This window comes from uncultured Campylobacter sp. (genome assembly GCF_937997405.1).
GTDB lineage: Bacteria > Campylobacterota > Campylobacteria > Campylobacterales > Campylobacteraceae > Campylobacter_B.
Window position 1 is genome coordinate 1 of sequence record NZ_CALKTL010000057.1, and the last position, 12,673, is coordinate 12,673.

The following is a 12,673-nucleotide window of genomic DNA, read 5'->3' on the forward strand; positions in this document are numbered from 1 at the left end:
TTAATGGGTTTTTTTATAGGGCAGATTTTTGACACGTCTAGCGTCTGGGATGGCGACCCTCTAGAATGGCTGCAGAAAAAATTCGCATATTTCCTATTTTTGTGGATATTTTCCTGCGGGATTTGCGCGATACTTGCCGCAAAGTTAAAGGATTTTGGTAAGCTCACGGATTTTTTCGTAAATTTATTTTTGCCTACAGCAGCGGTTTGGATACTATCGCCATTTTTAGGGATGATGATTGTGGCGCTGATTGTTTCAGATTTGCATCTTGCCACGTTTTATTCCTCATTGCTTAGCGCATTAATATCTATCGTTCTTTTTATGATCGTCGTAAAGAGGTCTTAAAGCGGGTTTATCCGTCCAAGTCCTAGCGCGCGGAATTTTAAAATTTAGTGCAGAGCTTTTATCTACCGCTTATATCGCAGCTCGCGCGTTAAAAGGCGAGGGCGTTAAAATTTAAGGAAAAATTATGGAAAATATCTACATCATAGGCGACGTGCACGGCTGCTACAGATCGCTTTTGGCGTTAATAGAGCAGCTGCCGCATAAATTTGATAGTAAAATTTGCTTCGTGGGTGATCTGATCGACCGAGGCCCTGCGAGCGCGGATGTGGTTGAATTTGTGCGCACTCGCGGATATGACGCGGTGATGGGCAATCACGAAAAGCGCTTTGTGGGCAACGCAAAAACTGCCCTAAGATGCGCAAAGACGGGCAAATTTACGAGCTCAAACGATCCTTACGCATTTTTTAGCTTGGATGAAAGCTGGCTATTTAATAACGGCGGTGAGGCGACGCTAGCGTCGTATTATCGTCACGGAGGCGTGAAGCAATGCAAGGAGCATCTGCGGTTTGTCTCGCGGCTGCCGATTTACCTGGAGTATGATTTGTGTGATGAAAGCGGTCGCGCTCTCGTCGTATCGCACTCCGCAGTGGGTCGCGCGTGGGGGATTAGACACGATGCAGAGCGTGCGAAAAGCTTCGCCGCTCACGTGCTAAGCGGGCGCGGAGATGATAGCGCGAATGATGGAATTTTTAATGTCTACGGGCACACGCCGGTGAAAAAGCCCGTCATTACGGAATTTAGCGCAAATATCGATCTGGGCTGTGTTTATAAAAAGCACTGGGGCGAGAAGGCGAGGCTTTGCGCGCTGGAGTTTCCCTCAAAGAGAATTTTCACGCAGGAATGCATAGATTTTTGAGTTTGTGTCGGGATAGCGCGGATTAAAATTTAAATTTAAGCGGGCTGTTTGAATTACGCAGGCTATTTGAAGGCGAAATTTTAGAATTTAAAGGCGCGTTCTTAAAGCGTCCGTCGCGCAGTCAGGTCGCGCTGAAATTTTAAATAATATCCCTTAGCTTGCGCGCTTCATACATCCACGCCTCAAGCTCGTCCCAGCGCTCGCCCTCAATCATACCCGCGCAAAGATCAAGTTCGTTTTTAAAGGCCTCGATCGCGCCTAGTAGGTTCGTGCGGTTTTGCTTAAAAATATCGACCCACATCTGCGGCGAGCTCTTGGCAATACGGCTCATGCCCGAGAAGCTGCCGCCGGCTAAATTTATGATATTGCGGCGATTTTCCTCTTTTAGCACGCTGTTTACGAGCGAGTAGCTGATCGCATGCGGCAGGTGCGAGATGAGCGCCACGTGGTGATCGTGGCTTTTTGCGTCCATAAATACGATCTTCATCCCTGCAAATGAAAAAATTTCGACCGCTCGTTTGATATGCACTTCATCTGCGCCGTGATCGTCGCAGATGACGACTACTGCGCCGTTTAAAAGCTCTTTAAACGCCGCTTGCGGACCGGAGTTTTCGGTACCAGCCATCGGGTGGGCCGCGATGAAATTTCGTTTGATTTGCGGCGGGCAGCTTTGCAAAATTTTAAATTTAGTGCTTCCCAGATCGATGATCGTCGTCTCGCTTCTGCAGTCGCTTAGTTTTTGTAACGTTTCAATAATTGCCTCCACGGGGATCGCAAGAAAGATCGCGTCACAGCTTTGCTTCATTTGCTCCAGGTTTAAAATTTCATGCACGAGCCCAAGTTTCAGAGCTTCTTTTTCGTTTTCGCGGTTGATGTCGCAGCCATAGACGGCGCTGATGATTTTGGTGCTTTTTAGACATAGCCCAAGAGAGCCGCCGATGAGACCCAAGCCGATAATTCCTATCTTCATAAAATTCCTTTTTGATATATGCAAGTTTTAATTTTAATGTGGTATTATACGCAAATTATTTTCGTTTTTAGGTAAAATTTTATGAAAAAAAGCGTTTTTTTACTCTTAGTAGGCGGGATTTCCGTGGCGTGCGCCGCACAGATCAAATCCATTAAATTTGAAGGTCTTAGACATCTCTCTCCACAGGTCGCACAGCAAATTTCAGGACTTAAAGTAGGTGATGAGCTTAACGGCGAGAACACCAATGCTGCGATCTCGAAGCTATTTGAGCAGGGCTATTTCAGCGACGTTTATATCAGCGAACAAGGCGGCGCGGTCACTATCAACGTAACCGAAAAGCCGACTATCGCTAAGGTCGAGATCAAAAACGTAGTTACCAATGATCGCGATAAGATAAATGAGCTCATCGGCTTGCGTCCGGGTCAGGTTTACGATGAGGTGGCTGCTAAAAAAGCGGAGACCCGCATCAAGCAATACTACGAAGTCAAGGGCTTTTTCGACACCGTGGTGGAATTTTATCCAAAGCCGATAAACGACGATAAATCGGTCATCTTGCTAACGATCGAGGTAAATCGCGGCGAAAATATCATCATCGATAAGGTAAATTTAGTAGGCGCAGACAAGCTCGACTATGATGATATAGAGCCATCCGTTGCCAATAAAGAACGCGAGATGCTGGGCTGGATGTGGGGCTTTAACGACGGCAAGGTAAAAACCGCCGAGCTTCCTAACGACGCAAATAGAATTCAAGAAGAATATTATAAAAAAGGCTACTTAGATGCGCAGGTTTCTGCGCCGCTACTTAATGCCGATATGGATAATTACACTGCTGATTTGACTTATTATATAAAAGAGGGCGAGCAATACACCGTAAGCTCTGTAGATATCGAGTATCCTGCAGATATAATCAAGCTTGATAAAGAAAAGGTTTTGGACGATTTTAAGCTTCAAAAGGGCGATACAATGAATTCCGAGCGTTTGCGCCGCGATATGAATACGCTAGAGACTTTAGTCGCGGATCAGGGATACGCCTATGTGCGCATCGTGCCTAAGACTAAGCAGGACAAAGAAGCTCGCACGGTCGCTATCACGTATCAAGTCATCCCTGAGGATAAAGTCTATATTAGAAACGTAACGATTTCGGGCAACGATAAGACCGAGGATAAGGTCATCCGCCGCGAGATGTATCTGACCGAGGGAAATTTATATAGCAAAACCGACTACAACGATTCGTTAAATTCTTTAAAACGCACGGGGTATTTCGATGAGGTGGAAATTAAAGAAAATCGCGTTTCTAACGATCAGATCGATCTTGAAGTTGCAGTTAAAGAAGCTCCTACAGGCTCTATCACGGGTGGTATCGGATATGGCAGTGAGGATGGAATTTTGCTTAGCGGCGGTATCAGTGATCGTAACGTATTCGGCACCGGTCTTCACGGCGCATTCTCGGTCGAAAAAAGCGACGATCAGTTAAGCGGACGCTTGAGCTTAACCAATCCTAGAGTATTTGATTCTGAGTATAGCTTGGGCGGATCGATCTTTGCCAACGACTATGACTGGGACGATTACGATGAGAAATCTTACGGATTTTCAATCACGGGCGGTCGCAAGATCGGGCGTAATACCGATGTAAGCCTTACATATTATCTCGAAAAAAGCGAGATTAAGGGCTTAAACGAATATTACGCCAAAGCAGGCTATCTAGATGGCAAGAATTTAAAAAGCTCGATTATCCCGTCTATTACATATAATAGCACAGATGATTATTACTTGCCAAGAAGCGGTATGATCGCAAGTGCTAGCTTAGAATACGCGGGTCTTGGCGGCGATATGGACTACACCAAGGCGCGAGGATCGTTTAACTACTATTTTGGCTTGCGAGATTATATCGATCACGACATTATCTTTAGATACAAAGCTGCAACGGGCTATATGTGGGAAGGTAATAAAAAAATCCCGATCAATGAAAAGCTATTCCTGGGCGGAATGAAAAGCATTAGAGGCTACGAAGGCCGCAGTATCCCGAAAAAAGAGATCTGCTTAAATGCAAATAATTGCCGCTATATCGAAACAGGCGGCATGCAGAGTTTTAATAACTCTTTTGAGCTAAGCTTTCCGGTAGTTGATAGGCTTAAAATGCGCTTCGTAACGTTTTTTGACTACGGAATGATTGGCGATCATGACTGGAATGAGGAGGAGCGCTACAGCACGGGTGCTGGTATCGAGTGGATGACACCGATGGGGCCTTTGCAGCTATACTTCGTCAAGCCGCTTAATAAAAAACCGCACGACGACACAAATAGCTTCGAATTTAGCATCGGTGCTAGATTTAATTAAGCGCGACGACTTGCGAACGCTGTGGCGTGCGTAGAATTTCTACCGCACGTCTTAAAATTTAATAATGCTCGCGATTCTAGCCTTTCGTGTCGCGCTAATTTGCAGCCGAATTATTGTAAGCGGGTTGAGCTAAATTTTAATTGGAATTCCGCTCGGCTTAGGATGAAATTTAAACGCGTAGCTTGCTTTGAATTTTTTAGAATTTTATTTATCAAGATAGTTTAGAATTTCATTCGTATGGTAAAATTTTAAGCACAAGAGTTCTAAAAAATCAATACAAGCCATTAGCATAATTTGAAGAAATTCTAATATTGAAATTTTAAAGATTACGATATAGACGATAAACGCCGCTTTGTTGTGCGCGGAATTTCACTGCATAGGATCTAGCGCGCCACTGAATTTTAAAGCTCATAAATTTTGAGATTCTAAGATTGCTAGAATTTAAAATCTGAAATTCGCCTCGTAAATCGCTAAAGATTTGCGTTAAATTTTACCTCGCTTTACTGATAATTTAAGTTAAGCTTGTAAAATCGCGCTCTAAAATCATATCAAAGGCTCTTTTATGCGTAGAAATGGCAATGGAACGAAGCTTAAAATTTTAATATTTCTTATTATAATATGCGCTTTGGTTTATGGAATTTTTAGAATTTTCACCTCGCCTAAATTTGAAAAAAATCCTCCGCAAATTGCGCTGGAAAATGAAATTTATTGGAATTTAACCTCGCCCTTGAAGATTAAAATTTCAGACGATACCGGCATTAAGCTCGTTCGCGTTAATTTAAACGACGGAGCCAGCACGATACCGCTACTAAATGAGGAGCTGAACGTTCCGCAAACTACGCTAGAGCTTGCCGTGCAATTTCCTAAAAATTTGATGCTTAATAAAGATAAAAACTACAAGCTTGAGGTTTTCGCAAACGACATTAGCTCGTGGAATTTTGCGCAAGGAAATAAGAGCGCAAAAACGGCAAATATAATAATAGACGACAAAAAGCCCATCATCAATATCATCAATCAATCCTATAAAATCACTAAAGGCGGTAGCGCTGTAGTCGTATTTTCGGCAAAAGACGAGCGCCTAAGCGAAGTCTATGTCAAAACCAACTATGGCAAAATTTTCAAGGCGATTCCTTTCGTAAAAGAGGGTTATTATGCATCTCTCGTAGCGTGGCCTGCAAATTTAGAGGAATTTCGCGCAGAAGCGGTCGCTACCGATCGTGCAGGCAACGAAAGCATTTCGCAGATAAAATATTTTTATCAGGACAAAAAATATAAGGTCTCTACTATCAAGCTAAATCCGGGTTTTATTAACGGTAAGGTAAGCGATCTGGCTAGCCAATATGCGCAGAATTTTAACTCAATGAGCGATTTGGAGAAATTTAAGTTCGTAAATGAAACTCTGCGTAAGAAAAACGGAGATGATCTGCACGCCGCTACTAGCGCTGTGCACGAGGATAAAATAAATGGATTTGAGCTAAAGCCTTTTTATCCGCTTGCTAAAGGCGCAGCGGTAGCAAGCTTTGCCGATCATCGGATATTTTTTATGAACGACGAACAAGTAAGCGAGTCATGGCATATGGGGCTCGATCTAGCAAGCGTCGCAAACGCCGATATCAAAGAGAGCAACTACGGCAAGGTAGTTTTCGCGCAGGAAAACGGAATTTTCGGATTAAATTTAGGAATTTACTACGGCTTCGGATTATACGGCATCTACGGACACTGCTCGGCGACGCAGTTAAGCGTCGGCAGCGACGTAAAGCCGGGCGATATTCTAGCACAGACGGGCTCAAGCGGCTTTGCTTTCGGAGATCATCTGCATTTTGGCATCGTAGTTCAGGGCGTGGACGTAAGACCCGAGGAGTGGATGGATCCTAAGTGGATGAAAGATAACATTACCGATGTCTTAGAATCGTCCAAAAAAGTAATAGAAAAAGGTAAGTAAATTTTAAAATTTTCGCTATAATGCGCGGGTTAATGAAAACGAGGATGGGAATGAGACAGACAACGATAGCTAAGAAAGTCCATAACGTCGGCATCGGGCTACACAAAGGTGAGCCTATCAGACTTACGTTAGAGCCTTTAGAGGCGGGCAGTGGAATCGTATTTTATAGAAGTGATCTTGGCGTTAGTTTTAAAGCCGAGCCGAAAAACGTCATAAATACGCAAATGGCGACCGTCGTAGGAAATGAGAAGGGCTATATATCAACAATAGAGCATCTAATGAGCGCCATTAATGCCTATGGTATCGATAATATCCGCATCATCGTCGATGCTAATGAAATTCCTGTAATGGACGGAAGTTCGGCGAGCTTTTGTATGCTTTTGGACGAAGCGGGCGTAAGAGAGCTCGACGCAAATAAAAAAGCTCTCATCATCAAGCGTGCCGTGGAGATTCGCGAGGGAGATAAGCTCGTACGGCTAAGCCCGAGCAAGAGCCCTAAATTTGATTATACAATTAAATTTAGCCATCCGCTCATCGGCACTCAGCACTATGTTTTTGAATTTAGCAAAAAAGCCTATCTTAAAGAAATTTCGCGCGCCAGAACTTTTGGATTTTTGAAAGACGTACAGGCGCTACGCTCAATGGGGTTAGCTCTAGGCGGCAGCTTAGAAAACGCCGTCGTAATCGATGAGAATAAAATTTTAAACCCCGAGGGATTGCGCTTTGAAAATGAGTTTGTCCGCCATAAAATTTTAGATGCGATCGGCGATCTTGCGCTCGTGGGCGCTCCGATTTTGGGCGATTATACAGCGTTTGCGGGAAGCCACGATCTAAATCATAAGCTCACTTTGGCAGTCCTTGCTGACGCGAAAAATTTCGAGCTAGTAGATCTTACCGCCGAGGTTGTGCGCGAATATCAAAAAGTCTTTGCTTAAGGCTGCAAAATTAAAGAGGTTGAAATTCTAATCGTTGCTCTTAGCGCTCCGTGCCTGCTCGGTGTGTATGAAAACGGCGCTAAGATAGCGGAATTCGCAAGCGCCGAAGGCGAAAAAGCCGATAAATTTATGATCTGCAAATTTAGCGAAATTCTAAAAACTTATAAGATCAAAGAGCTCATCTACGCAAATACTCCCGGTAGCTTTATGGGCATGAAGGTAAGCTATGTGATTTTGCGCACGCTTAGTATAGCTCTTGATGTGCCGTTATACGCAATCAGCGGCTTTGAGCTAAGCGACTTCGGGCCGATCAGAGCAAATAAAAACTTCAGCTACGTTTACGAGTGCGGCGAAATCAGGATGAAAAAATGCGCCCCCGCCGCACTATCTTTGCCGCAGGATTTATCGGTTTTAAATAAAAGCGATGATATACTTCCAAATTACATCATAGAAGCGGTTTAGGAGAGAGCTTGATTATAAGAATTCCTGCGACGAGCGCAAATTTAGGTCCCGGTTTCGACGCGCTTGGCCTCAGCTTAGGGCTATTTAACGAAGTAGAGATTACCGAGCAGAAGTTTTTTTGCGTATCGCTTAGCGGCGAGGGCAGCGACAGAGCGTGGCTAAAAAAGGGCAACGCTTTTTTGAATATTTTCAATGAAATTTACAGAAAACTAGGCGGCGGGCAAGAGATAAATTTTAAATTTGCTTTTCACAACAACATCCCGTTTTCGCGCGGGCTGGGCAGTAGCTCGGCCGTGATCGTAGGCGCCATCGCAAGCGCTTATAAAATTTGCGGGTTTGAGATCGATCGCGCTAAAATTTTAAACACGGCGCTGGAATATGAAAATCACCCCGATAATATCGCGCCCGCAACGCTTGGCGGCTTTGTAAGTAGCGTCGTGGACGGTAAGACGGTTCGCACGCAAAAATGCGAAATTTCGCAAGATCTGCAAGCGGTCGTCGTTATCCCCGATACGCCGATGCCTACGAACGAATCGCGCGGCAGGCTGCCTAAGAGCTTTTCGATCAAAGATTGCGTTAGTAACCTCTCGCACGCGGCGTTTCTGAGTGCTTGCTTTATGCGACGCGATTACGACAGCTTGCGCTATGCCTGTATCGACAAGATGCACGAGCAGATGCGTATGGGCGTGCTTCCGCAGCTTTTTGGGGTGCGCGAGATCGCCTATGATAACGGCGCGCTTATGAGCTCGCTCTCCGGCAGCGGCTCAAGCTTTTTAAATTTAGCCTATAGATCTGACGCCACGAAGCTTAAAGCCTGCCTTAGCGAAAATTTTAAAAACTTCCGCGTCGAAATTTTAGATATCGACAATGGCGGCTTTAATATTGACTAAGAAAAATAAAGATATAATCGCATGAGCGAACCGATTAGGATGTGTGTTATTTGCAAGGGGCGCTTCGCCAAGCGCGAACTCCACGCCTTTTTGCAAAATTTTAAAAATATAAGCTCAAACAGACAATTTTATATTTGCGACGGTTGCATAAATCAAAAAGAGAAAATTTCAAAATATCTATCTAAATTTGCGTCTAGTGCAGATTTGGGACATATCAAGGAGAGGGTTTTAAATGGGTGTTCTGATTAAAGATATCGCGGACGAGCTTGGATACGCAAGCAAAGAGATAATCGAAAAAGCGCAGGAGATGGGCTTTAAGAGAGTAAAAACCGCGTCGAATAAAGTAAGCGAAGAGGAAGCTGCCGCTATTTACGATTATATTCAGACGGGAATTTTGCCGGGGAAAAAGTCAAAGCCTGCGAAAAAAAGCTCCGAAAAAGCGCAAGAAGACGAGAATAAGCCCGCTAAAAAACAGAGCGAAACTAAAAAAACCGCTAAAAAAGAGAGTCCTAAAAAGGCGGAAAGCTTAAAAGCTTCCGAATCCAAAGAGTCCCTGCAGAGCGCCAAAGAGCCTAGCGACGAAAAAACGCGTACGCAAGAGCCTGGGACAAAAACCGAAAAGTCCCAAAATCAAAAAGAAGAAATTTCCTCCGCCTCGCAGGAGAAAGAGGAGAAGCAAAACACCGCTTCAAAGCCTGCGCCAGTGCAGATAAACAGCGGCGATAGTATCGCTAGCGAGAGCTTGCAAAAGCGCCGCGGCTTAGTCATCGTAAAAAAGAAAAAGGAAGTTCAGGTCCCGATGGCACAAGATAGGACCGAGCCTAGGCGCGAAAAGATAAGTGCAAGCCTAGAGGCGATCTTCTCAAACGCTGAACTAAATTTGAAAAAGAAAAAGATCGAAAAGAAAAAAGCCCCCGCCGCTAAAAAAGAGGACGCCCTTAAAATCGACATCATTCCTGATCACGAAATGGCCGATATCGTCATTGAGGACGAAGACGTCGTGGTAATGCCCGATTTCACCGTCAAACCAATTCAGACCGAAAACCGCACCAAAAATAAAAACCAACCCAATATTTATCGCGCCTCGCAGAATCAAATTTTTAGCAGTGAGGGCGGCATAAGTCGCGGCGGTCGCAAAAAGCATAAAAAAGCCCCTCGCGAGCAGGGTAGCGAAATCGTAAGCTCGGTAAATATCCCAAAAGAGATCAGGCTTTATGAGTTCGCCGATAAGATCAAAAAGCAGCCTAGCGAGATCATCGGCAAGCTATTTGCGCTTGGGATGATGACTACGAAAAACGACTTTTTGGATGAGGACGCGATAGAAATTTTAGCAAGCGAATTCGGTATCGAAGTAAATATCATCGATGAGGCGCAGGAGTTTGATTACATCAAGGCCTACGAGGACAGCGAAGGCGAAGAAAATTTAATCGCTAGAGCGCCCGTCATCACCATTATGGGACACGTCGATCACGGTAAAACGAGCCTGCTTGATTACATTCGAAATTCTCGCGTCGCAAGCGGCGAAGCGGGCGGCATCACGCAGCACGTAGGCGCGTATATGGTCGAGAAAAACGGCAGGAAGATCACCTTCATAGACACCCCGGGTCACGAGGCCTTTACTTCGATGAGAGCGCGCGGAGCCGAGGTTACCGATATCGTAATCATCGTAGTGGCCGCAGATGACGGTGTCAAGCCTCAGACTAAGGAGGCTATAGCGCACGCCAAGGCCGCAAATGTGCCGATCATCATCGCGATAAACAAGATGGATAAGCCTAACGCCAATCCCGATCTCGTAAAAACCGGGCTTGCAGAGCTTGATATTATGCCTACCGAGTGGGGCGGCAGCTACGAGTTTGTACCGATCTCCGCAAAAACAGGCGAGGGAATTGAAAATTTATTAGAGATCGTGCTTTTACAAGCCGATCTTTTGGAGCTCAAAGCCGATCCTAGTAAGCAAGCTAAGGCAACCATCATCGAAAGCTCCCTGCAGAAGGGTCGCGGCGCCGTTGCTACTGTCATCGTGCAAAACGGCACTCTACGCGTTGGAGACACCGTCGTAGCGGGCATCGCGTACGGTAAGGTGCGCGCGCTTAGCGACGATAAGGGTAGGGCGCTAAAGCAAATTTTACCGGGCGAATGCGGCGTCATCATAGGCCTTAGCGAGGTTCCGGGCGCGGGCGAGACGTTGATCGGCGTTTCAAGCGATAAGGAAGCGCGCGAGTACGCGAGTAAAATTTACGAGCATCAGCGCCAAAAAGAGCTTAGCAAATCGACCAAGGTCACCATCGACGAGCTAAGCGCCAAGATCGCCGAAGGCTCGCTAAAGAGCCTTCCGGTAATTGTCAAGGCCGATGTCGCGGGCTCATTGGAAGCTATCAAAGCAAGCCTTGAGAAGCTCCGCAACGACGAGGTCAAGGTCGATATCATCCACAGCGGCATCGGCGGTATCACGCAAAACGACATCGCCTTAGCAAGCGCCAGCGAAAACTGCGTGATCTTGGGCTTCAACGTCCGTCCTACGGGCGAGATCAAAGAGCTTGCCAAGGAGCGCGGCGCGCAGATTAAGACCTACAACGTCATCTACAATCTCATCGACGACATCAAGGCGCTTTTGGGCGGCCTTATGAGCCCGATCATCAGCGAGGAGGCCTTGGGTCAAGCCGAGATCCGCCAGGTCATCAATGTGCCTAAGATCGGGCAGATCGCGGGCTGCATGGTTACCGACGGGCTCATCGCTCGCGGCGCGAAGATCCGCGTCATCAGAGAGGGCGTCATCGTTTTTGAGGGCAACGTCAGCTCGCTCAAGCGCTTCAAAGACGACGCCAAGGAAGTCGCCAAAGGCTTCGAGTGCGGCGTAGGCATCGAGGGCTACGACGATATGCGCGTGGGCGATTTTATCGAAAGCTACAAGCAAAAAGAGGAGCAGGCTACGATCGACTAATGCTCGCGGAATTCCGCGCGGGCATTCGCTTAGTTTGCACGGCTTGCGGCTAAATTTTAAGCCTTGATCGCGCTTTGAAATTTTATGCTCGCAGAATTTGGGCGTAAAATTTCGCCTTTTAAATTTAATGGTAGAGCGCGCGAGCAAGGCTTTAAATTTTGTCGGTTTCTGCGCGAGGCGCTGCTGCATAGCGCCAGTTTTGAAATTTTAATGTTTAGACTTTTTTGCGGCGCGACTTTGCGATCAAATTTTAAATTTACGCTGCTTACAGGTTGCGAATTTTCCGCGCGACTTAAATTTTAAATTTAATCGCAAAGTTGAAATTTTAAAGCGACAAAATTTAGATTTCGCGCGGTATCGAAGCGCTTTTAAAATTTAAGATAAATTCCACAGCGGCGTAGTGTGGAAAAAACAGCAGCGCGAAGAATAGCGCGGCACAGGCGGCACAAAATGACGCCGCAACGGCGCACGGAACTGTGCGGCGCCAAGACGGCAGCGGATATCGTAAATAGCGACGCAGTAAGCGAGCATAGCGCAAAGAGAGTGCTGCCGCGCGCTGTATTATTGCGCCGCCAAAATGGCAGCGCGGCAGCGGTATAGCGCCCGTGGCGAGCAGAGCACGGCGCAGAATAGCACCGCGTCTTGGCGCGGAAATATTTCTGCGGTAGCGGCGCAATTACGCGACGAGCTTTTGTATGCGAGCCATGAAATTCTTGCGCGATTTACGTTTAAAATTTAAGTGCGGAGCACTGGGCTAAATTTAAAAGCAAAATTTCAAAGCCGAGCTCGCTTTTTAAAATTTAAAAGCAAAATTTTAAAAAGCGCGGCGCCGCTTGCAATGCCTGCGCGCAGCAAACCGCTTAGAATTTAAATGGGCGCTCCGGCGCATCGCAAGCCGCGTCAAATTTAAACAGACCGCGTCGCCGCAGAACGGATATTCCGCCGTGCCAAAGCGAGATAGAATTCCGCGTCGCCATAAGATGGATGCGAGATAA

General features: G+C 46.1%; 10 protein-coding genes. 8 read left to right on the forward strand and 2 right to left on the reverse strand.

Annotated features, from left to right (window positions below):
* The coding region (locus tag Q0372_RS02835; RefSeq protein WP_298102289.1) for a hypothetical protein at nt 1-275 on the reverse strand (275 nt) is incomplete at its 3' end.
* Between the two features lie 194 nt (nt 276-469).
* On the opposite strand from Q0372_RS02835, the gene Q0372_RS02840 reads away from it, so the two are divergent.
* Nucleotides 470-1,201, forward strand: coding sequence for a metallophosphoesterase (locus tag Q0372_RS02840; RefSeq protein ID WP_298102293.1), 732 nt, complete (start codon nt 470-472; stop codon nt 1,199-1,201).
* Between the two features lie 139 nt (nt 1,202-1,340).
* Here Q0372_RS02840 and Q0372_RS02845 read toward each other — a convergent pair whose 3' ends face one another.
* A complete protein-coding gene (locus Q0372_RS02845; protein ID WP_298102296.1) occupies nt 1,341-2,171 on the reverse strand; it encodes a prephenate dehydrogenase in 831 nt (276 codons plus the stop codon).
* An 81-nt stretch (nt 2,172-2,252) separates the two neighbouring features.
* Here Q0372_RS02845 and bamA point away from each other — a divergent pair, with 81 nt between their 5' ends.
* The 7 genes from bamA (at nt 2,253) to infB (ending at nt 11,678) form a co-directional block, all read left to right on the forward strand.
* A complete protein-coding gene (gene bamA, locus Q0372_RS02850; RefSeq protein WP_297881641.1) occupies nt 2,253-4,508 on the forward strand; it encodes an outer membrane protein assembly factor BamA in 2,256 nt (751 codons plus the stop codon).
* Between the two features lie 562 nt (nt 4,509-5,070).
* Entirely contained in the window at nt 5,071-6,450 is a 1,380-nt protein-coding gene (locus tag Q0372_RS02855; protein WP_297963870.1) for a M23 family metallopeptidase, read from the forward strand.
* 50 nt (nt 6,451-6,500) lie between these two features.
* Nucleotides 6,501-7,385 (forward strand): UDP-3-O-acyl-N-acetylglucosamine deacetylase, encoded by an 885-nt coding sequence (lpxC, locus tag Q0372_RS02860; protein WP_297989911.1) that lies wholly within the window; start codon nt 6,501-6,503, stop codon nt 7,383-7,385.
* Between the two features lie 63 nt (nt 7,386-7,448).
* Complete coding sequence (locus tag Q0372_RS02865; protein ID WP_298102302.1) at nt 7,449-7,847, forward strand: glycoprotease; 399 nt, start codon at nt 7,449-7,451, stop codon at nt 7,845-7,847.
* A gap of 8 nt (nt 7,848-7,855) precedes the next feature.
* Nucleotides 7,856-8,737, forward strand: a complete 882-nt coding sequence (thrB, locus tag Q0372_RS02870; protein WP_298102305.1) for a homoserine kinase — start codon at nt 7,856-7,858, stop codon at nt 8,735-8,737.
* A gap of 21 nt (nt 8,738-8,758) precedes the next feature.
* Nucleotides 8,759-8,986 carry a hypothetical protein gene (locus Q0372_RS02875; RefSeq protein ID WP_040304108.1) on the forward strand — a complete coding sequence of 76 codons (228 nt, stop codon included), beginning with the start codon at nt 8,759-8,761 and terminating at the stop codon, nt 8,984-8,986.
* Complete coding sequence (infB, locus tag Q0372_RS02880) at nt 8,970-11,678, forward strand: translation initiation factor IF-2 (protein ID WP_298102309.1); 2,709 nt, start codon at nt 8,970-8,972, stop codon at nt 11,676-11,678. The genes Q0372_RS02875 and infB overlap by 17 nt, the downstream gene beginning before the upstream one ends.
* The last annotated feature ends 995 nt before the right edge of the window (nt 11,679-12,673 follow it).

Coding starts and splice junctions, on each gene's coding strand:
- Q0372_RS02840 (WP_298102293.1), top strand. CDS start 470: ATGGAAAATATCTACATCATAGGCGACGTGCACGGCTGCTACAGATCG.
- Q0372_RS02845 (WP_298102296.1), bottom strand. CDS start 2,171: ATGAAGATAGGAATTATCGGCTTGGGTCTCATCGGCGGCTCTCTTGGG.
- bamA (WP_297881641.1), top strand. CDS start 2,253: ATGAAAAAAAGCGTTTTTTTACTCTTAGTAGGCGGGATTTCCGTGGCG.
- Q0372_RS02855 (WP_297963870.1), top strand. CDS start 5,071: ATGCGTAGAAATGGCAATGGAACGAAGCTTAAAATTTTAATATTTCTT.
- lpxC (WP_297989911.1), top strand. CDS start 6,501: ATGAGACAGACAACGATAGCTAAGAAAGTCCATAACGTCGGCATCGGG.
- Q0372_RS02875 (WP_040304108.1), top strand. CDS start 8,759: ATGAGCGAACCGATTAGGATGTGTGTTATTTGCAAGGGGCGCTTCGCC.
- infB (WP_298102309.1), top strand. CDS start 8,970: ATGGGTGTTCTGATTAAAGATATCGCGGACGAGCTTGGATACGCAAGC.